This window comes from Sphingomonas sp. PWP1-2 (assembly GCF_049898305.1).
GTDB classification, from domain to species: domain Bacteria; phylum Pseudomonadota; class Alphaproteobacteria; order Sphingomonadales; family Sphingomonadaceae; genus Sphingomonas; species Sphingomonas glacialis.
Genome location: NZ_JAFCXM010000007.1, coordinates 103449 through 123416, shown reverse-complemented (window position 1 = coordinate 123416; position 19968 = coordinate 103449). Strand labels below are relative to the sequence as shown.

General features: G+C 64.7%; 22 protein-coding genes and 1 tRNA gene. 13 read left to right on the top strand and 10 right to left on the bottom strand.

Annotation, left to right across the window (positions count from 1 at the left end; translation table 11 throughout):
* Positions 1-50 precede the first annotated feature (50 nt).
* Positions 51-344, top strand: coding sequence for a hypothetical protein (locus ACP7C5_RS17030; protein WP_426265142.1), 294 nt, complete (start codon positions 51-53; stop codon positions 342-344).
* Between the two features lie 50 nt (positions 345-394).
* On the opposite strand, the gene ACP7C5_RS17025 is transcribed toward ACP7C5_RS17030, so the two are convergent.
* Positions 395-1510, bottom strand: a complete 1116-nt coding sequence (locus ACP7C5_RS17025; RefSeq protein WP_426265141.1) for a hypothetical protein — start codon at positions 1508-1510, stop codon at positions 395-397.
* A 135-nt stretch (positions 1511-1645) separates the two neighbouring features.
* Between ACP7C5_RS17025 and ACP7C5_RS17020 the strand changes: the two genes are divergently transcribed.
* From ACP7C5_RS17020 to ACP7C5_RS17000, 5 genes are all read left to right on the top strand, one after another.
* A complete protein-coding gene (locus tag ACP7C5_RS17020; protein WP_426265140.1) occupies positions 1646-2635 on the top strand; it encodes a PGN_0703 family putative restriction endonuclease in 990 nt (329 codons plus the stop codon).
* A 428-nt stretch (positions 2636-3063) separates the two neighbouring features.
* Positions 3064-4065, top strand: a complete 1002-nt coding sequence (locus ACP7C5_RS17015) for a hypothetical protein (protein WP_426265139.1) — start codon at positions 3064-3066, stop codon at positions 4063-4065.
* Between the two features lie 3 nt (positions 4066-4068).
* A complete protein-coding gene (locus ACP7C5_RS17010) occupies positions 4069-4461 on the top strand; it encodes a hypothetical protein (RefSeq protein ID WP_426265138.1) in 393 nt (130 codons plus the stop codon).
* 121 nt (positions 4462-4582) lie between these two features.
* The gene (locus tag ACP7C5_RS17005; RefSeq protein WP_426265137.1) at positions 4583-4792 is read left to right on the top strand and encodes a hypothetical protein; all 210 of its coding nucleotides are present in this window, start codon (positions 4583-4585) and stop codon (positions 4790-4792) included.
* Positions 4793-4806: 14 nt separating this feature from the next.
* Positions 4807-5022 (top strand): hypothetical protein, encoded by a 216-nt coding sequence (locus tag ACP7C5_RS17000; protein WP_426265136.1) that lies wholly within the window; start codon positions 4807-4809, stop codon positions 5020-5022.
* 140 nt (positions 5023-5162) lie between these two features.
* Here ACP7C5_RS17000 and ACP7C5_RS16995 read toward each other — a convergent pair whose 3' ends face one another.
* Positions 5163-5303, bottom strand: coding sequence for a hypothetical protein (locus ACP7C5_RS16995; protein WP_426265135.1), 141 nt, complete (start codon positions 5301-5303; stop codon positions 5163-5165).
* A gap of 22 nt (positions 5304-5325) precedes the next feature.
* On the opposite strand from ACP7C5_RS16995, the gene ACP7C5_RS16990 reads away from it, so the two are divergent.
* Complete coding sequence (locus ACP7C5_RS16990; RefSeq protein ID WP_426265134.1) at positions 5326-5874, top strand: hypothetical protein; 549 nt, start codon at positions 5326-5328, stop codon at positions 5872-5874.
* 257 nt (positions 5875-6131) lie between these two features.
* Here the strand turns inward: ACP7C5_RS16990 and ACP7C5_RS16985 are convergent, their stop codons facing one another.
* The 4 genes from ACP7C5_RS16985 to ACP7C5_RS16970 all read right to left on the bottom strand — a co-directional run bounded on the left by ACP7C5_RS16985 (position 6132) and on the right by ACP7C5_RS16970 (position 8603).
* Positions 6132-6614: a hypothetical protein gene (locus ACP7C5_RS16985; protein ID WP_426265133.1), complete on the bottom strand. Its 483-nt coding sequence runs from the start codon at positions 6612-6614 to the stop codon at positions 6132-6134.
* Between the two features lie 326 nt (positions 6615-6940).
* Positions 6941-7675, bottom strand: a complete 735-nt coding sequence (locus ACP7C5_RS16980; RefSeq protein WP_426265132.1) for a TIGR04255 family protein — start codon at positions 7673-7675, stop codon at positions 6941-6943.
* Positions 7676-7938: 263 nt separating this feature from the next.
* On the bottom strand, positions 7939-8310 hold the full coding sequence (locus tag ACP7C5_RS16975) for an HU family DNA-binding protein (protein WP_426265131.1): 372 nt from the start codon (positions 8308-8310) through the stop codon (positions 7939-7941).
* Between the two features lie 219 nt (positions 8311-8529).
* Positions 8530-8603 (bottom strand) — tRNA-Gln (locus ACP7C5_RS16970).
* Positions 8604-8774: 171 nt separating this feature from the next.
* Here ACP7C5_RS16970 and ACP7C5_RS16965 point away from each other — a divergent pair.
* The 3 genes from ACP7C5_RS16965 (at position 8775) to ACP7C5_RS16955 (ending at position 12065) form a co-directional block, all read left to right on the top strand.
* The gene (locus ACP7C5_RS16965) at positions 8775-9890 is read left to right on the top strand and encodes a Ppx/GppA phosphatase family protein (protein ID WP_189676590.1); all 1116 of its coding nucleotides are present in this window, start codon (positions 8775-8777) and stop codon (positions 9888-9890) included.
* A complete protein-coding gene (locus ACP7C5_RS16960) occupies positions 9887-10558 on the top strand; it encodes an RlmE family RNA methyltransferase (RefSeq protein WP_133191036.1) in 672 nt (223 codons plus the stop codon). The genes ACP7C5_RS16965 and ACP7C5_RS16960 overlap by 4 nt, the downstream gene beginning before the upstream one ends.
* Positions 10559-10928: 370 nt before the next feature.
* Positions 10929-12065 carry a hypothetical protein gene (locus ACP7C5_RS16955; RefSeq protein ID WP_426265130.1) on the top strand — a complete coding sequence of 379 codons (1137 nt, stop codon included), beginning with the start codon at positions 10929-10931 and terminating at the stop codon, positions 12063-12065.
* 105 nt (positions 12066-12170) lie between these two features.
* Here the strand turns inward: ACP7C5_RS16955 and rpoZ are convergent, their stop codons facing one another.
* Both rpoZ and ACP7C5_RS16945 read right to left on the bottom strand, forming a co-directional pair.
* Positions 12171-12515, bottom strand: coding sequence for a DNA-directed RNA polymerase subunit omega (gene rpoZ / locus ACP7C5_RS16950; RefSeq protein ID WP_133191040.1), 345 nt, complete (start codon positions 12513-12515; stop codon positions 12171-12173).
* Positions 12516-12574: 59 nt separating this feature from the next.
* Positions 12575-13108 carry a hypothetical protein gene (locus ACP7C5_RS16945; protein ID WP_426265129.1) on the bottom strand — a complete coding sequence of 178 codons (534 nt, stop codon included), beginning with the start codon at positions 13106-13108 and terminating at the stop codon, positions 12575-12577.
* Between the two features lie 94 nt (positions 13109-13202).
* Here ACP7C5_RS16945 and ACP7C5_RS16940 point away from each other — a divergent pair, with 94 nt between their 5' ends.
* Positions 13203-14375: a phospholipase D-like domain-containing protein gene (locus ACP7C5_RS16940; RefSeq protein ID WP_426265128.1), complete on the top strand. Its 1173-nt coding sequence runs from the start codon at positions 13203-13205 to the stop codon at positions 14373-14375.
* Positions 14372-15673: an MFS transporter gene (locus tag ACP7C5_RS16935; RefSeq protein ID WP_133191046.1), complete on the top strand. Its 1302-nt coding sequence runs from the start codon at positions 14372-14374 to the stop codon at positions 15671-15673. Before ACP7C5_RS16940 ends, ACP7C5_RS16935 begins: the two co-directional genes overlap by 4 nt.
* Before the next feature lie 36 nt (positions 15674-15709).
* Here the strand turns inward: ACP7C5_RS16935 and ACP7C5_RS16930 are convergent, their stop codons facing one another.
* Positions 15710-17986, bottom strand: coding sequence for a CDC48 family AAA ATPase (locus ACP7C5_RS16930; RefSeq protein ID WP_426265127.1), 2277 nt, complete (start codon positions 17984-17986; stop codon positions 15710-15712).
* A 333-nt stretch (positions 17987-18319) separates the two neighbouring features.
* Between ACP7C5_RS16930 and ACP7C5_RS16925 the strand changes: the two genes are divergently transcribed.
* On the top strand, positions 18320-19210 hold the full coding sequence (locus ACP7C5_RS16925) for a LysR substrate-binding domain-containing protein (RefSeq protein WP_426265126.1): 891 nt from the start codon (positions 18320-18322) through the stop codon (positions 19208-19210).
* A gap of 161 nt (positions 19211-19371) precedes the next feature.
* Here the strand turns inward: ACP7C5_RS16925 and ACP7C5_RS16920 are convergent, their stop codons facing one another.
* The gene (locus tag ACP7C5_RS16920; RefSeq protein WP_140851450.1) at positions 19372-19833 is read right to left on the bottom strand and encodes a peptidylprolyl isomerase; all 462 of its coding nucleotides are present in this window, start codon (positions 19831-19833) and stop codon (positions 19372-19374) included.
* Positions 19834-19968: the final 135 nt, after the last annotated feature.

The following is a 19968-nucleotide window of genomic DNA, read 5'->3' as shown; positions in this document are numbered from 1 at the left end:
ACCTACCCCTATACAAACCCTGCCTTCCCCTGCCGCTCGGGAGAGAACCATTGTTCAAGCAAGTCGATTTCTCCATGCCGCCCCCGCACCCGATGGCGTGCGTTGATCACGAGGCCGGCGTTGCTCCGCCACCGTTCGATCTGCTGGTGTCGCTACTGCCGCCACTCTATCGGGCAGGCGTGCATGCCCTAGTGGATGCGGGTTTTATCGACGCCTATGTCGCAGGCGGGCGACATTGGATCAAGCGGGTGGACTTGGAAGACTGGCTAAGCGACGATGGGCACACCACCTACGATCCCGCCGACCCGGCGTACATTGCCTTGAGCATATCGAACGATACCTGAGCCGATCGAGCATCATAACGCAGGGATTTTGGGTTCGGTCTATAGCACCTTCAGTCAACTCCGTAGCCCAGCAAGCCACGAGAAGTGCTCCACTTTCTGTCCTCGCGATCCTGGGCGTCTGTCATCGCACGGAGCTGGCAGGTAAGGCAGTCGCTTTCGCCGGCGGGTGCAGACTGTTGCGGATATGGCTCACGGCGGGTCATGAATGTGTAGAAATCGTGGGAATAAAGCTCCCGCACATCCCGCACACCGTCCTCGAACTTCGATCGAAACGGTGTAGGCACAGGCACGGTGCCGTTGGCCGCGAGTTCCTCATCGGTGATCGCTGGTCTCGTTCCGTCCACGTCGATCAAAAGCGCGTTAAACCTTTGCGGCAAGATGTGCTCAAGACCGTCGGGAGCACCAAATAACCGTCGTTGGGGTCCGAGGTTGTGCGAGGCTCGAACCCGTCGCCTAGTCGCCACAGGGCCAGGATCTCCATAAGGCCAAGGCATGAGATCGCGCAGTTGCAGGTCGAGACCGTCCGGCGACGACCGTCGCGACTGCACTAGAGCAAACTGATCGCACCCTTTCAGCAGATATGTGACAACCAACCAGTGCGCGCGAGGGCTGGCAGCCAGACCCCCTTTAGCTGCGATCGCTCGTGGCACATGCCTTCCAATCTGGCGAGCAGTGTACCCAGTTGCCCACCGTCTAAAATCGCGGCGGGGCGGGTCTTTATCGTCGTCGCGGGTTTTGCCCGGCACATGCAAAGCCACATGTGCATGGTAACTTAAGACACCGTCGCGTTGTCCCATTTCAATCGAGTAGATCCATGCTGCCGGAAACTTCCCCCGGGCATAGGCGCCGTAACATTTGATGAACCGATCAAGCTGAAATTGAACGTCGACTGGATCATGAAACCCCATGAGCCCGAAGTGTATCGTGACGTGCATATCGAGTGACAATCCGGAGGCCAGTGCAAAATCTGCCGCCGAATAGACCGATTCAAATTCTGCGACGGTAATGTCTCGGGCTGTCCCCGGGCGCGAAATCTGCTTCCCAGCGCCCCAACGCCTCCGCCGTTTGTGAACGAATGTATGTGGCCGTTGCCACACCAATGCCGCCCCAAAGGCTTCGTCACCTTCTGGGTCATCTTCCAGGGTAGGGGTAATCCAATCGGCCAACGCGGGCGCTCCTTCTCAGCTCAGGATCAGCTGGCAACGTCTGAATTACCGATCAAATCCGACTTCTCGGTAAACAGGCGCGCGTCACAGATGAATTCTCCCTGCCCGTCATCCCGTCGGGCACGGAAAGACACTTTGAAACGAACCCATCTTCCGCTCGTGCCGGCTGAGGTGCTGCGGCGCCACCGCGTGCTCGAAAGCTTCGATAACCGCTTCCGCGCCGCCGCGCGCCTACTGCAGGCCCTGTGGCGTGCCGAAAATGAGATCCCGATCGGCACGCACGCCGCCGCCGATGGCACCAGCCGCAAGCTCGGCTCACGCATCAGCAGCACCGTCGGCGCGTCCGGGCGCAACTTCATGACGCCCGAAATCGCTCGCCTCGCTTGGCGCGAACATGCCTACCGCGAGCCCGGTGCGATGGTCGACGAAGAGCGCCTGTGGACCAACCTGCTGTCGTCGCACCCGTTGGTGTTCAATGCGCTCGGCCCGCTCCGGCTCGACCTCTCGCTCGCCACGAAGGTGCTTCGCGCCATCTGCCCCGACCTGGGCGACGCCGACGTCCAATCGGTTGCCTTCGAGCATTCGCCAGGGCGGCGGGTCCCGGATCTGACCGGCGACCGTACGGCCTGGGATGCTGTGATCATCTATGTCCGCGGCACGGGCAAGATCGGTTTTGTGGCGATTGAGCTGAAATACAGCGAGAGCGCATGGGAGCAGCAGAAGGAGCTGCGCGAGCGGTACGCCGAGCTGATGCCAGCCACCGGCCTATACATCGATCCCACCGCCGCGGCGCTCCGCAAGCCGCCGCTGCAGCAGTTCATGCGAGAGCATGTCCTTGCCCAGGCGTCGATTATGCGCGGCGACTTCACTGAAGGACGGTTCATCGTCATCGCGCCGGAGCTGAACCTGCCCGCGCAGGATGCATGTCGGCGATACGCCTCCCATCTGGTCACTCCGACCGACCAACAGGCCGGGTTCGCGACGGTCATGCTGGAGGGGTTCATCGCGGCCCTGGGCGAACATGGTGACGCCGGTTACGCCGACGCTCTCTTCCGCCGCTACTGCGACTGGTCGCTGGTGGATGACGAGATCGAGGCGAACTTTCCGGCCAAGCTGGCGGGTTGATCGGGGCAGGTCCGCTGGGCGCGTATGCCTGGCGGATCAGCCTCCGCGAAGACGTAGGCCTTCTCCTCCATCTTGTGATGCGGCGCCCGTTGGAATGAACTCGACTCCCGCAGCTTCGAAAGCGCGGCGAATCTTATCGATCGAACTCTGCCGCACAGTTTCGCCACCTTCAAACCTGTGCACGGTCATGACACCAACCACGGCGCCATTCGCCAGATCGGCCGCGGACCACCCGAGCATGGCCCTTGCTGCGCGACACTGACTGATTGTGATGGCCATAGGGTGTCATAGCATCCGCGCGGCGCGAACGGCCACGGGCTATTGCGCACGCCCACGAATACTGGTAGATAATATACCAGTTGGCCGAACCGGGAGATTGAGCCCTCCCGATCCGACCTGACCACCACCGTCTATTTGGGAGACGAATAATGGCTACGAACAACATAACGGCACCCGTGCGTCCGACCAAGACGGTCGATTGGAATGCTGTCGTTTCAGCATATCGCTCTGCGGCTTCCGAGCGTGACGCCGCTTCCCCCAACGATTGGAACGACGCAACGCAAGAATCCACGTGGGAAAAACTGGTCGATCGTGCGGGCAAGGCGCTTCGCGCTGTCACCGCGTGCCCCGTCACGACGCTCACGCAGCTCGCCGAAAAGTGCGCGCTTGTTAAAGCCGAGTATCCGGATGCGATGCACCTAGACGGCGGCGACTGCGAGGCGATCATTACCGACGTGCTGCGCCTCGCGTCACCGGACGCGATCCGCACGGCCGGCGAAAACCCCGCTCTTGTCGCGGCGTTCGAACGGTATCGCGCCGCCGCCCGCGTGATGCGGAATGACCCCGAGGCCACCATGAGCGGGGAGGAAGACGCCAAGCTTTATGCGGTGATGGACGTTGCCGACCACGCGCTTAATGCCGAACCAGCGCGCACGATCCCCGGCGCCCTAATGAAGCTGCGGCGCGTGTTCCTCGGCACTGCCGGGGAGCTGTGGTCAGACTTCGCCGTGTTCGATGATCGCCCCCCGGCCTTCGCCGAAGGTCTTGCGGTGGCGGGCCTCTACACCCGCATGTTTTGGGGCGCGATCGAGGATCTGCAGCGCATCGCGACCGACAAGCAGGACGCCCGCCTCGCGAACGGTGGCGCTGCTTGGGATGCGGCTTTCGCGGCGATGGAAGCGGCAAAGGCCAGCGCCGAGGCCTTCGAGGATGCCAATAGCGACGCGGCGGAAGCGGCCGACGAGCGGTACGCAGAGGCTATCTTTGAATTGCTGGAGACCCCGGCGCCGGACAACGCGGCTTTGCTGTGGAAGGCGGAATATCTCTTCGGCGAAACGACCGACAAGGGGCAGGATAGCTATTCCTGGCGTGCGGACGTGCTCGCCTCCTACATGGCTGACGTGCGCCACCTCGCAGCGATGGAGGGTTGAGCGATGGACAATCATCCCGCCACCGCAACGCGCCGGGCCGTTCTCGGTGCCGCTATCGCGCTCCCCGCGCTCGCTGCCAGTTCGGTTCACGCCGCGCCGACCTTGGAGGCCTCAACCTTCAATGAACGGCTCGAGGCGTTCAAGCGCGCCAATGCGGCTTTCTGGCGCCTCTCTAACACCGCATGTTGCAGCGACAGTGAGATCGACGCGGCTTGCAGCGCAGCCGGGCGTGCATACGACAACTTGATGGCAACGCCGGCCCCCGACCTCCGCGCGACCGTCGAGAAACTGAACGCGCTGGCGGTATGGTCGGAAGATTGCGAAATCCCGCCCGAAGAGGTTCTGATGATATTCTCCGACGCTAAGCGCGTCCTAGCGCGGGGAGGGGCAGCATGAAGGCGCTACTCTCCCGCCCGTTCCTAGGGAGCGGTCTTACCTTTGGGGGCGCTGCGGCGTCCCTGACGGTGGCGCCCGGCCTTTGGGCACTGTTCGCCCTCGCATTCGTGGCGATGCCGTCGTGACCGCCGCCGCCGTCCGCCAGATCGGCGCGCAGCTCGCCGCGTTTTGGGAGGAAATGGCCCCGGCTATCTCCTACCAATACGATCGCCACGGCCTCGAGCGTTGGGACGGTAAAGGCGAGGGGCCTTGCCACTGCCTCGCGTTCGAAGGGTTCGGATTGTCGTTCTCTCTGTTCTTCGGCCGGATGCCGAACAAGGGGGGCCGCTGACCATGGGAACGCAGATGCAACCCGCCTTCGATCCCGCCGCGTGGCTGTCGGCATTGGTGGCGATCGGCGGTGGCTATGCTCTCGCTTCGGGCCGCAAGCTCTGGTTCGTGGTGCAGGATTGCCCTGCCGACGAGCTGACCACGGTCATGTCGCATATCGTCGGCCAGCCGGAACGCGTCGAGGCTGTGCGCTGGACGATCGAACGCCGGCAAGCCGGTGAGGTACTGTGATGGGCCATCCCGTCCACACGGTCCATAAATGGGGGCATCGGCGCGGGTCACTGAGCCGAACACGCCACCGGCCGTGGATACGTCCCAACGACCCGCGGCACGCGAATACGCTGCTCGCTCGAATCCCGTCACTGCCCCGATCAGCCCTCGCTCGGCTGACCATGCTGATAATCGACCGAATGGACGAGATCGACGGCGATCCCGATCTCGAGGATCTCCGCGACGACGACGAAGACCCACACGACCGAGAACAGGAGGAGGCTTACGAGTAGTCCCGCCACATGGCAGCCAGCGCAAACTCGGTTGCCGCTTCACCAGCCCGTCGCCCGTCACAAGCGGGTGGCGGGTTTTGAGCGTGTGCACCGCTTCGAGGACAGCCACGCGCTGGCCGCGAGCTACGGACCGGACTGGTGGATACCGCTATACCGACGCGCCTTCCCCACGCTCATGTCGGCCGTCGCGATCGAGCAGGACGGCTGGGCGCAACGAGCGGGAATCGATCGCCTGCTAACCCTGGCTTGTGGTCGCACCTTTACAGTCGATGAGAAGATACGCACGCAGGATTGGCCCGACGTGCTGCTTGAGCGGTGGTCGGACGAGAAGCGCCAGATGCCCGGCTGGGTGCAAAAACCTCTCGCCTGCGACTTCATCGCCTACGCATATGCGCCGGCCGCAACATGCGTGCTGCTGCCAGTGCCAGCGCTGCAGCGTGCGTGGCGCCAGCACGGGCGGCAGTGGATTGGGCTTTACGGTCAGCGGAGGGCGCAGAACCGCGGTTACACGACGGTCAGCGTGCCGGTACCGCGCGGGGTGCTTATGCAGGCGATCGTGGAGGCGATGTTTGTAAGTTGATGCCCCCGATGCCGCGCGGTCGGTTAGCCGCCACTTCGCACTTCCTGAAGTGCGCTCCATCCTTTGGCGGTCATGGAATAAAGCTCAGGGCCGAAGTCGACCAGGCGTTCGGTGCGGACAATCCATCCTCGAACGAGAAAGTTCGTGCGGGTTTGGATCGCAGCGCCCTTAGGCATTCCACAGGGTGAATTGATGGCGAAATGCTCTAGTGCCATCCGATCTCGCTTATGCATGTCCCCCCCTCGGAGGTGGGTTCGTCAGACCGCGGGTGCCGGTGCGTACGGTTGGAATGGCATCCGATCGTCCTTTGGCCGACGAAGATGTCGCTCTAATGCAAGGTCAATCTCTCGAAGTCCTTCAGGGCTCGTCATACACACTCGGGTGACATTGTCGCCAATTAGCTTCGAAAGGTGGGTATGAGACAGGAGGTTCAAGTACAGATAACCACCCATCGGCAAAAAATCGGCTATCACTGGAATATAGACGAGCCTGTTTACGTTTCTTGCCGTGACATGGCTCAGCAGTTGACCCGCCGCATTATCGTCAAGGACCCCCTCAAGATTTTCGACAAACGCTTCAAGTGGGATAACTGGGCATATAATCGCTGCGTCATTCATCACTCGGGAGTTATCTTGCTCGAGATCGCATTCATGCGTGAGCACCAAGACCAGACCCCGCAGGACCCCGAACCGGCTTTCGCTGGCGACGTAAGCCGGATACTCAACATTATCGATCAGCATACCCGCGCCGACCGCCGCGTCGTTAACCGCACCGTAAAAGCGGCCCGCGCTCGGCGAAGGATTAGCCGTAGCTATGTCAAACGCCGTGCGAGCCTGCATCGATATATCAGAGCAAGGTCACAAGCGTCGTCGATTGCGCGAGCGCCTGCCGTAGCGCGCCGTCAATCTCGCGAGTCACCTCAGCTAATGCCTTTCGGGGAAAGACCCTGGCAGCGGGAAGTGAGTCCGAAAGAAGGATCGGGGCAACCGCGGGCCGTGTCGCGACTTGCATAGCGCAACCAGACGCAAGTGCGCCGGCGAGCGTCATTCCGGATGACATCCACATGTCAGCTCTCCCTCAATGCGGTTACAGTTTGCTCTCTCAGCAAACCGAAAAAGGTACGCTTTTCTGCAGCGTGAGCTTTCTCGAGCCAAGTTCCGACAGAAGCCATAGAAACATGCGCCGTAGAATCTGGCGTGAACATGTCAATGTCTATCACGGCCACGGCGCCAGGAATAACGATGCCCTCGACGAAACTTGGGGTTACAATTCGAACAAGTCCCTCAAGATCGCCGCCCTCAACGACGCGGTAAACGAGCTGCATGTCCGAGCTGGGTTCGCTACCCGCGACCTCGACCTTGAGATTGAGATCCCACGCCGAATGCACATTATGTGCGGCCGTGGGTGCGTTGATATAACGCAGTCCGAGGCGGACCGGGGCCACTGAAGAAACCGCCTCTTGCACGCTCGCAACGGTCTGCAGCAGCTTCGGCAGGAAGCGATCCCACCCAATATAGCCACCGACGATGTGGTGCGAGACCACGTGCGGACCGATCCGAATGATTTCCGAGCGATCGCCGGAACAGAGTTCGACGGTCGCAAGGATACGAAGCGCCGTGTCGGCTTCGCGGATTTGATCGGGGATTTCTGCGACGGGCAGCCGCACTGCGGTCCAGCCTTCTGCTTGGAATTTGGACGCAAGCCTACCAACGATGAGCTGCACGAGTTCCGCGTGCTCGAACCGCACCTCAAAAAGCGCTTCATGGATCATATCTGGCGTTAGCTTGGAAGGCAGGATCACCGTCGTACACCAGATTGGAGGTTCGTATTTGAATCACACATTGATTGCGGTGTCCATGGTTAGGGACGAGGCGTTAACAACCAAATGAGTCCTCTTCGAGGTAAATCGGACGAGCCCGCCCTGCCCCTCTGCTAAAAAGAGCTGCCGACCATCACGCCGTGTCGCGACCTCGTTAGTAGCATGAGTTTCAGGTCGATCCGCTAACCTGACTCGCTCGAACTAGTGCCCACGATCGAGCGTGCCGCTCGGGCCCTGCGCGTCCCCTACTCCCGGTCCTCGGTCGAGAAGTTCGGCGCGGGCTGCGTCTCGATTGCCGCGTTCGCGGCCATACCCTTTTTGCCAGGCACGGTCGGGTCGCCGCCGTTTATCAACTCGCACAAATCTTTCCCCGCCTTGAACCAAGGAACGCGCCGATCGCTCAATTCGACGGACTCTCCAGTACGCGGGTTCCGACCTGTACGAGCTTGGCGCGTTCGGGTTGAGAACGAACCGAAGCCGCGGATCTCGGCGCGTCCGCCGTCAGCCAGCCGCTTCGTGATCGTATCGAAGAAGGCGGAAACGATTTTCTCGATGTCGCGCGCCGACAGATCGGGATATTGATCTGCCAAAAACCTGATGAGATCAGTACGAACCATATGAGCTTCTCCGGTGGCCGGCATTATGTCCGCATCGGGAATAAGCGAAAGTCGGTATCGTCAACTGAACGAAAAATTGATGACTCGCGCAGTTCTAAGATCGCGACTGAACGCCAACAACCGTCACCGTTCGCAACGGAGTGTGGTAGTAAGTGTGGGATCGGTTTGGTCGACGACACAAGAATATGGCGTCTTATCAAGCTCTTAGGAGCCAGTGGCTGGATGCCCCGTGAGGATTCGAACCTCAATAGGCGGTATCAGAAACCGCAGTCTTACCATTAGACGACGGGGCAACGCCGGGCCGCGATCTACGGGGGTGTGCGGTGGCTGTCAACCGATCGCGTGAACTCGCCCGCGCATCGCTTGCCGCATCTCGGGGCTTGAGCTAGGATCGCCGTCAAGCACCGAACGGCGCGCCATCCGGCGAGCCGCGACGGCAGAACAGAATAAGCGAGTATCACGGCATGGCGGATCGATCGCCGGATGTGCCGTACCGGCAGGCGAAACCTGCCCGTTCGGCGCCGTCCAACGGAAAGCCCCCCGGCAGGCCGCCGCCCGCCAAGCCGCAGGTCGCCAGGACTCCCCCGGCGCGGGGCGGCGCGACGCGTGGTCGCGAACCGCGGCATTTTGCCGCACTCGACCTCGGCACCAACAATTGCCGCCTGCTCATCGCGCGGCCACAGGGCGACGGGTTCGCGGTGGTCGATGCCTTTTCGCGAATCGTCCGGCTCGGCGAAGGGCTCGCCGGATCGGGACGGCTGAGCGATGCCGCGATCGAGCGGACGATCGCCGCGCTGAAGATCTGCGCCGACAAATTGCGCCGCCGCAACGTCACCCTGTCGCGCGCGGTCGCGACCGAGGCGTGCCGCCGCGCGAGCAACGGCGCCGATTTCATCGCGCGCGCTTATGCAGAGACGGGGATCCTGCTCGACATCATCACCGCCGAGGAAGAGGCGCGGCTTGCGGTCCTGGGATGCCATGCGCTGATCGAGCCGGGCGAGGACCCGGCTTTGGTGTTCGACATCGGCGGCGGATCGACCGAATTGGTGCTCGTCGACACGCGCGCCGAGACGCCGCGCGTGCTCGACTGGCACAGCGCGCCATGGGGCGTCGTGTCGCTGACCGAGAGCGCCGGGCACGGTCCGCCGGGGCAGGATGGCGGCGCCGAGGGCCGCGCCGCGGCTTATGCCAAGATGCGCAGCCTCGTCGCCGAGAGCATGGCGCCGTTCGCCGCGCGGCTGCCGCGCGGAATTGCGGTACCGCGGCTGCTCGGCACGTCGGGCACGGTAACGACGCTTGCGAGCGTCCATCTCGAGCTGACGCATTACGACCGCGCGCAAGTCGACGGGCTGATCGTGCCCGCCACCGCGATGCGACGGATCAGCCGCGATCTCGCCGGCATGGACTTGCGCCAGCGCGCGCAATTGCCGTGCATCGGCACCGAGCGCGCCGATCTCGTCGTCGCGGGGTGCGCGATCCTCGAGACGATCATGGATTTATGGCCGGCCGAACGGCTCGGCATCGCCGATCGCGGAATCCGCGAAGGCATTCTCCGGCGATTGATGGGAAGTACGGCATGAGCAACGACGGCGGCGGACTGCGCGTCCGCGTCAAGACCGCGCGCAAGCGCACCGCGCAATCGACGCGCTGGCTCGAACGCCAGCTCAACGACCCCTATGTGAAACGTGCCAAGGCCGACGGCTTCCGCAGCCGCGCGGCGTACAAGCTGACCGAGCTCGACGAGCGGTTCGGCTTCTTGAAGGGCAAGCGCCGCGTCGTCGATCTCGGGCTCGCACCGGGCGGCTGGGCGCAGGTCGTCCGCCGCCAAGTGCCCAAGGCGGCGATCGTCGGAATCGATCTGCTCCCGGTCGATCCGATCGAGGGGGTGACGATCCTCCAGCTCGATTTCATGGACGATGTCGCGCCCGAGCGGCTGATGGCGGGGCTCGGCGGCACGCCCGATCTGGTGCTGTCGGACATGGCGGCCAACACCGTCGGGCATCCGCAGACCGACGCCTTGCGCACGATGGGGCTCGTCGAGGCGGCGCTGGCATTCGCGATCGACGTGCTCGCGCCCGGCGGGGCGTTCGTCGGCAAGGTGTTTGCGGGCGGCGCGGATACCGCGCTGGTGGCGGAGATGAAGCGCAACTTCACGACCGTGAAGCACGCCAAGCCACCAGCGAGCCGCAAGGCGTCGAGCGAATGGTACGTCGTCGCTCAAGGCTTCAAGGGTCGCGCAGCGGATTAGCGGTTGCTAATCCGCGGTCTAGAACGGATGCTCACGCCACATCCGCTTCGGCCCGAGGTGCACAATGCCGGCATCCCCGAAAGCCGCCCTGGCGGTACTGCTTCTCTGCCTTGCGCTGCCATCGTGTGTCTCGACCAGCCGCTTCACCCCAGATGCCGGCGCGCCGATCGCATTAGACCTCGCCAGTCAGCCCGATGAGACCGTCGTCGCAACGTATCGCATGGCAGCCGCGACTAAGGCGCTGCATTTCGCGCAGGCATTGGGCGGATATCGGCCGGAGGATTGGCATCCGCAATCGGCCGGTTTCCGCTGGATCCAGGACGGCACCGGCGAGCGGATCGAGCGCTTTGACGGTGGCCCTTTCCGCGTCGTGCGCTTCACCCTTCCCGCGCGGTACCGCGCTTTGAACGGTGGCCCTTTCCGCGTCGTGCGCTTCACCCTTCCCGCGCGGTACCGCGCTTTGCCAAAGAGTTATGCGCCCTTCTCGCCGTTCAGCGACGGCGGTGTCCTGATCCATTCGGGCCAGTTTCATGCCTGCCTGCGCATCCCGTGCGCCGGCACTGACGCTTTGCCGATCACCATTGCCGCACCCGGAAAGACGATCGGCGTCGAAGGGCGGCGCGTTGCCGATCAGACCCGCTTCGTCAGCCGCGACGACGGCACCAACATTTTTGTCGGAAACCTGATGCCGGAAGAGGCGGACGGCTTTGTCGCGATCATCGATCCCGGCCTGCCCACCGCCGCGCGCGACCATTTGCGACAGTCGCTGCCCCGCGCGATGAACGCGTTTGCGCGCATCTACGGCGCACTGTCCTTCCGTCCGGAGCTCTATGTTTCCATGGACGCCCGCCCCCGCAAAGACGGCCATGCCTCGACCCAGGGCGGAACACTACCGGGTCAGATCTTCATGCATTTCGACGGCGCCAACGCGCGCGAACGGGTAACGGCCCAGGCACCTTTCTGGCTCGACTGGTTTTTCGCGCATGAAGCGGCGCACCTCTTCCAACAGGACAGGGTCGGCAAGCTCGCGGGTGATGAAACTGCGGCGTGGATCCACGAAGGTGGCGCCGATGCGATGGCCGCGCTCGTTCTGACGCAGCGCGGGAAGGAGGAGCGCGGATATGTCGCAAGCCGGGTGCGCAGTGCCGAGACCGCTTGCGCGACAGGGCTGGTGAGCGCTCCGCTCGATCGCGCCACCGCGAACGGCAATTTCGATCTGCAGTATCAGTGCGGAATGCTGATCTGGCTGGCGCTGGACGAGTCGCTGCGGGCTGAAAAAAGCGACGGGTTGCACGCCGTCAACAAGACGCTGTTCGCGCGCGTCAAGGCAGGCGCGCCATGGGACGAAAATGCCTTTACCGCAGCGGCGCGAGGCAGCGGCGCGCCGCAACCGCTGCTGCAGCGCGTCGCACGACTGGTGCATGGCGGGTATCGCGATCCGCATGAGGACGTCGCCGCGCTGAGAAAGGCGGCGCTGGCGACGGTCTTGCGGGAACAGGCGAACTAGGGGGCCGCACAGCGCGTGGCAACGCCACGTCGCCGGTCGGCTCCGAGGCCCTGCGCTCGGGGATTCGGCGATCCGCAGCTAACGCTTTCGCGTCAGCCGTGGGCCTCAGCCTTCGTAATCAGCGCCGAGGTTCTGGTTGCGCGGCGGGGCAGCAGCCGTCAGGCGCAGCGCCTCGGCCGAGGCCGCGAGTGAACCGACCGCATCGGCGACGTCGTCTTCGTCGACCTGGACGCGCTGCAGGCTCTGGATCACCGATTCCTTGAGCGTCGGCGGATGCACCATTTCCTCGGCGATCTCGCGCAGCGCGACGACCGGGTTCTTGTCGCGATCGCGATCGATCGTGATCTCGGCACCGCCCGAAATCTGCCGCGCGCGCTGGGCGGCGAACAGGACGAGATCGAAGCGGTTGGGAATCTTGTCGACGCAATCTTCGACAGTGACGCGCGCCATGAACGGCTTCCTTACTTGTACGACGAGGGTCGGAAAGGCGTTGCCCTAAGAGGAAAGCCCTACGGAGTCAAGAAAACGCGGGGGGCCGGGCCCGGCGGCACTGGCGACCAGCACCGCGCGAGTGCCGCAAGGCTGTGATCGACCCAGGCGGCCAGCGGCGTATCGCGATTGCTGCCGATATCGATCCAGGCCGGACGTCCGTGCGCATATCCCGCCTCCGCGCGCAGCCGATATTCGGTCCCGTCGAGGACCATCGCGCCCGGTGGGTCGATCCCCAGCACATAAGGATGCGGCGTAGCGACGGCGCGCATCGCCATCAGCGCCGGACGGACCGCCGGACACGTACGGCTTTCCGCCCAGACGATCGTCGCGGGATGCGACGGCTCGCGTCGCGTGAGCCGCAGGGCATAGCCGATCGGAGCATCCGGGCGCGGCTCGGTCGAGAACGCCGCATCGACGCTCTCGCTGACGTGCGACGCGACGGGCTCGCGCGAGAAATGCGCGAAGGCGCGCTCCCCGAACGAATCGGCCTCTGGTGGCGGCCCGGGCGGGGTCACAGCGACAGCGGCCTGGAGAGCAAAAGCGAGCAGCATCGGCGACCTTCGTGTTAGGCGATCTGCCTAGTCGGGAGCGTGAGATGCGGTCAACGACTTGCGCAAACCCGGCATTCGCATCACCACGGCGCACATGTCCGAGCCCGCCCCGCAACCCAGTTTCACCGTCGCCGGCAATCGCCTGACGATGCTCGACACCGGCCCGCGCCGGCTCGACACGTTGATCGCGCTGATCGACGCCGCGAAGGCGACGCTGCGCATCATCTATTACATCTATGTCGACGACGATGCCGGTGCGCAGGTGCGGGCCGCGATGATCCGCGCCGCCGAGCGAGGGGTGAAGGTCGCGCTGGTCGTCGACGGGCTCGGCAGCGAAGTCGCCGAGAGCCACCATTTCTTCGAGCCGCTGCGCGACGCGAACGTCGAAGTGTGCCGCTTCGTGCCGCGCTGGGGCCGGCGCTATCTGCTGCGCAACCACCAGAAGCTCGCGCTTGCCGATGGCGAAAGCAGCGAGGCGCGCGCGATCATCGGCGGGTTCAATGTCGAAGACGCCTATTTCGGCACCCCCGCCGAGCAAGCGTGGCGCGATCTCGGATTGCTCATCGAAGGGCCGGCGGCGCAGCGGATCACCGGCTATTTCGACGCGCTGTCCAACTGGTCGAAGCAGCCCAAGCCACCGCTGCGCGCGCTGCGCCGCGCGTTGAAGGCGTGGAGCGAGCCCGAAGGCCAAGTGCGCTGGCTGTTTGGCGGGCCGACGCGGCGGCTGTCGCCGTGGGCGCGGGCGGTAAAGCGCGATCTCGAGCGCGCCGCCAAGGTCGATTTGATCTCGGCCTATTTCGCGCCCAATCCGGGGATGCTGCGCCGGCTCGACCGCGCTGGCTTGCGCGGGAGGGTGCGGATCGTGCTGGCATCGAAGAACGATCATGGCGCGGCGATCTGGGCGTCGCGCTTCACCTATGCGGGCCTCTTGCGCAAACGCGTGCAGATCTACGAATATCAGCCGACCAAGCTCCACACCAAGCTCTTCCTGATCGACGACGTCGTCTATATCGGCTCGGCCAATTACGACATTCGCAGCCTGTTCCTCAATCTCGAGATGATGCTGCGGATCGACGATCCGGCGTTCGCGGCGCATGTCCGCGGCTATGTCGATGGCGAGGTCGGCGAATCGGAGCGGATCACCGCGCAAGCCTATCGCGAAAACACCGACTGGTGGACGCGCACGCGCCAGTTTGCGGCGTTCTTCGTGATGACGGTGCTCGACTATAACATCACCAAGCAGCTCAATTTCGGACGCGAGAAGTGAAGTCGGCCGCGCGGATCGATCGCGACTTCGCGCTGCTGTTTACGGTGATGCTGACGATCGCTGCGGGCAATACCGCGATGCAGTCGGTGCTCCCGGCGCTTGGCCGATCGTTGAAAGTCCCCGACAGCGCGGTCGCCGCGGCCTTTTCGGTCTCGGCGCTGCTCTGGGTGATCGCCGCGCCGTTCTGGGCGAAGCGCTCCGACGTCCACGGCCGGCGCGCGATGATCCTGCTCGGCATGGGCGGCTTCTCGGTGTCGCTGGTGACGTGCGGGGTGTTCCTCGCCGCGGGGATCAACGGCTGGATCAGCGGAACCGCGGCGTTCCTGTGCTTCATCGCCGGTCGGCTGATCTACGGCACGTTCGGATCGGCGGCGCCGCCGGCGGTGCAAGCGCTCGTCGCGGGCAACACGACGCGCGCCGAGCGCACCAAGGCGCTGACGCTGCTCGGCTCGGCGTTCGGGCTCGGCACGATCCTCGGGCCCACGCTCGCGCCGTTCCTCGTGCTCGGATCGCTCGGCGGGGTCGAGATCGGGCTCGCCGGCCCCGCCTTCCTGTTCGCGCTGTTCGGGCTCGGCGTGTCGTTTGCGGTGCACCGCATGCTCGCCGACGATCGCCCGACGCAGAGCGACGACCCGGGTGCTTTCCACGGCGCCGCCAACGCCTATCCCTCGATCGGCGGGCAAAGTTCGGGCGCGAGCATTACCGCCGCGACCGAACCGCACAGCGAACCGGTCGGCTATGCCGATCCGCGGATCCGCGGCTGGATGATCGCCGGCCTCGTTTCGGGCCACGGCCAGGCGATGACCGGGCAAGCGATCGGCTTTCTCGTGATCGACCGCCTGCACCTCGCCCCAGCGCAAGCGCTGCAACCGACCGGGATCGTGCTGATGATCGGCGCAGGCGCGGCGTTGCTCGTGCAATGGGGGATCATCCCCAACCTCAATCTGCGCCCGCGACGGATGATGCTGGCTGGGCTGGTAATCGCGGCGCTGGGGTGTGCGCTGACCGGGGTCGCGACGTCGCTCTATACGATCGCCTGCGCCTATGCGCTGGCGAGCGTCGGCTTCGGCTTTACCCGCCCGGCGTTCACCGCGGGCGCGTCGCTTGCGGTCGATCATGCCGCGCAAGGTGCGGTCGCGGGGAAGGTCACTTCGGTCAACGGCGCGGCGTTCGTGCTCGGCCCGTCGATCGGGGTCGGCCTGTACGAACTCCAGCACTCGCTGCCGTATCTCGTCGCGGGCGCAGCGATGATGGCGTTGTTCGGCTATGCCTGGGCGAAGTTGCGCGAGGCGCGCTAACCTTCCCCCCTCCCTCGAAGGGAGGGGGGAAGCAGGTCAGCCTTCCTTCGCGCGCGGCGGAAACGCGAAGCCGATCGGCTGGAGCGAGGTCGCGTCCTGCTTCAACCGCGCTTTCATCGTCTCATACTCACGCTCGAGCTCAGGCGTGACCGAGGCGCGCGAATCGCCGAGCGCGGTTTCGAAATGCGCCATCGTCACTTCGCGAACCTCGAGCGATTCGCGCAGCGCGGTAAGCCCCGCACGCCGCACCAGATCCTCGAGATCGGCACCGGTGAAGCGATCGGTCCGGCCCGCGAGCACGTCGAGATCGACATCCTCGGCGATCGGCATCTTGGCGGTCTGGATCGCGAGGATCCGCGCGCGCCCATCGCGGCTCGGCACGCCGACATAGATCAGCTCGTCGAACCGGCCCGGGCGCAACAGCGCCGGGTCGATCAGATTGGGCCGGTTGGTCGCGCCGATCACGACGACCGACTGCAGCTCCTCGAGCCCGTCCATCTCGGCGAGGATCGTGTTGACGACGCGCTCGGTGACTTGCGGCTCGCCCATCCCGCTACCGCGCGTGGGAACGAGCGAATCGAGCTCGTCGATGAAGATCACGCATGGCGCGACCTGGCGGGCGCGCGCGAACAGCTTGGCGATCTGCTGCTCGCTCTCGCCATACCATTTGCTGAGCAGATCGCTCGACTTGGTCGCGATGAAGTTGGCCTGCGCCTCGCGCGCGACCGCTTTCGCCAGCAAGGTCTTGCCAGTACCCGGCGGGCCATAGAGCAGGAAGCCCTTCGCCGGACGGATGCCGAGCCGGCGGAACGCATCGGGGTCCTTCAACGGGAGCTCGACGCCCTCCTTCAACCGCATCTGCGCATCGTCGAGCCCGCCGACATCGTCCCAGCGGACGCGCGGCGCCTCGACCATCACTTCGCGCATCGCGCTCGGCTGGACGCGCTTCAACGCATCGACGAAATCTTCGCGAGTCACGGCCAGCGTATCGAGGATCTCGGGCGGGATGGTCCCTTCCGAGAGGTTGAGCCGCGGCATCAGCTTGCGCACCGCCTCGATCGCCGCCTCGCGTGCGAGCGCGGCGAGATCGGCCCCGACGAACCCGTAGGTCGTGCGCGACAGCTCATCCAGATCGACCCGGTCGCCGAGCGGCATGCCGCGCGTGTGGATCCCGAGAATCTCGCGGCGCCCACGCTCGTCGGGAACGCCGACGACGATCTCGCGATCGAACCGGCCCGGCCGACGCAGCGCCTCGTCGATCGCCTCGGGGCGATTGGTCGCGGCAATCACCACAACATTGGCGCGCGCTTCCAACCCGTCCATCAGCGTCAGCAGCTGCGCGACGAGCCGCTTCTCGGCCTCGCCCGACACTTGCCCGCGCTTGGGCGCGATCGAATCGATCTCGTCGATGAAGACGATCGAGGGCGCGGCCTTGGCGGCTTCCTCGAACACCTGGCGCAGCTTGCTCTCCGATTCGCCGTACGCCGAGCCCATGATCTCGGGCCCGTTGATCAGGAAGAACTCGGCCGCCGATTCGTTGGCGACGGCGCGCGCGAGCCGCGTCTTGCCGGTGCCGGGCGGCCCATGCAGCAACACGCCCTTGGGCGGATCGACGCCCAGACGCTGGAACAGCTCGGGGTAACGCAGCGGCAGCTCGACCATCTCGCGCAGCTGGTCGATCGTCGGGCCCATCCCGCCGATATCGTCATAGGTGACGTCGGCGCGGCGCGCTTCCTTGGGCTCCTCATATTCGGGGCGCAGCTCGATCTCGGTCGTCTCGTCGACATGCACCACGCCCTTAGGCACGGTCGCAATCACCGCGAGGCGGATCTCCTGCAGCGCATAGGCCGGCGCGCGCAGCATGTTCTGGACGCCCGGCGGCATGTTGTCGACGCGCTGTTGCCCGGCGGTCGCGACGACGTCGCCCTGCGTCAGCGGGCGGCCGAAGAAGGTGCGTTTCAGCGCGTTCGACGAGCCCTGCAGCCGCAAATTCTGCTGCGCCGGCGCGAAGATCACGCGCGTCGCGGCCTTCGATTCGACCGCGCGGATCTCGACGAAATCGCCCGAGCCGACGCCCGCATTGGCGCGCTGCAGACCATCGATGCGGATGATGTCGAGCCCTTCGTCCTCGGCATACGGCGCGACCGCGCGCGCCGGAGTCGACGATTTGCCGACGATCTCGATGACATCGCCCTCGCCCAGCCCGAGCGCGGCAAGCATCGCGCGCGGCACATGCGCGAGCCCGCGCCCGCTATCCTCGGGCCGCGCATTGGCGACCTGCAATTTCCGAATCGGCGTCTCGACGTCCGCCATGCTATCTGTTCCTCGCGTAAACCCGGTGAGCGCGCGAGATAGGCATGCGGTTCCGCGAATACGAGAGCGGCACTGCGGCGTGCGCTGGACAAAAAAAAGGGCCGACCCCCGGAGGGATCGGCCTTGAAAGTTTTAGGAGAGGATGCCTGAAAGGCACCGTCTAAATGCAGCACGACCGATTATGTTGCAAGTGCGAAAGAACTGATTGCGATTGTCGTTTCTGCAATCGTTGCAATCTTCCCCGCCACGGGGAATGGTGGGGTTAGAGCGAACGGTATCTTGGTGCGTCGCACAAGATAGCGATGTCATAGGTCACGGAGGAACGAGCCGACGATGCGCAGACTGCCGCCCCTTACCGCGATCGAAGCGTTCGTGCAGGTCGCCCGCACCGGTTCGATCAAGGCGGCGTCGCAGGAGCTTGCCTTGTCGCCGCCCGCGCTCAGTCGGCGGATCCAGGCGCTCGAGCGCTTTATCGGCCGCCCGCTGTTCGAGCGCCGCCACCAGGCGGTCGTGCTCAACGCCGATGGCGACCGGCTGCTGCAACAGATCGCGCCCGCGCTCGACCAATTGTCGGACGCGGTCGAAGTGATGACGAGCAATACCGACGTGTTGCGGCTGCGACTCGGGCTGCTCCCGCTTTGGGCGTCGCAGAAGCTGTTCCCGCGGCTCGGCGAGCTGCGCACGCAGCATCCCGAACTCCACCTCGACATCGACACCGCGGCGCATCTGCTGTCGCGGCTCGGCGAAGGGCTCGATGCGGTGATCGCACTCGCACGCGACATCGACCCGGCGCTCTATGCCAAGCGACTCGATCGCAACCAGGTCTATGTCATCGGCGCGCGGGCGCTGATCGAGGGGCCGAACCCGATCACCAGCCCCGACCAACTCGCCGGGCTGACCGCGTTGGTCCACCGCGACATGCCCGATACGTTCAGCGCGTGGCGCGCGGCAGCCGGGCTGACCGACCTCGAGCCGCTCGCGATCGACCATTTCGATTCGGGCGCACTGATGCTCGAGGCGGCGGCGCAGGGGCTCGGCATCGCCTTCATGCACGCCAGCCATTTCGAGGAAGCACGCGACGATCGGATCGTGCGGCTGTTCGATATCCCGGTCGAAAGCCCGTACAGCTATTGGTTCGCGTGCCGCCCGCGCGCGCTGACGCAGAAGCCGGTGCGGCTGTTCCACGACTGGCTGATCGCGACGATCGCCGATCCGGGGGTTTGAAACCTTCGCCCTCTCCCGCTTCGCGGGAGAGGCTACGAAGACTTGGGTCGCGTTCTTTACGCGGCCCTAGTCGTAGTCGGTGAGGGTCTGCTGCTTTTCGAAGAAGGCCCTCACCCAACCCTCTCCCGCAAAGGCGGGAGAGGGCTTTGCTGGTGCGTTCGTTACTCGGCGTGCGCCTTCAGGATCTTGCCCGGGCTACGCGGCGGCTCGCCCTTCGGCAGCGCGTCGACATGCTCCATGCCCGACGTGACCTGACCCCAGACGGTGTACTGGTTGTCGAGGAAGCGCGCATCGTCGAAGCAGATGAAGAACTGGCTGTTCGCCGAGTTCGGGTCCTGCGCACGCGCCATCGACGCGGTGCCGCGGACATGCGGCTCCTTCGAGAATTCGGCGGGCAGGTTCGGGTGGTTCTTCGAGCCGTGCATGCCGGTGCCCGTGGGATCGCCGCCCTGCGCCATGAAGCCCGGGATCACGCGGTGAAACACGACGCCATCATAGAAGCCGGCATTGGCGAGCTCGGCGATCCGCGCAACGTGCTGCGGCGCGAGATCGCCGCGCAGCTTGATCACGACGTCGCCGCCGCTATCGAGGGTCAACGTGAGGGTTTCGGGAAGATCGGCCATCGGAGGACTCCTGGAAATGGGGGATGCGCCGCCCTAGCGAGGCTGCGCACGGCTGGCAAATCGCCCGCCGCCGCACAGCCCAACGAAGCGGCGTTGGCTTTGTTGCCGCACGCCGCTAGACCGCCAGGACTACAG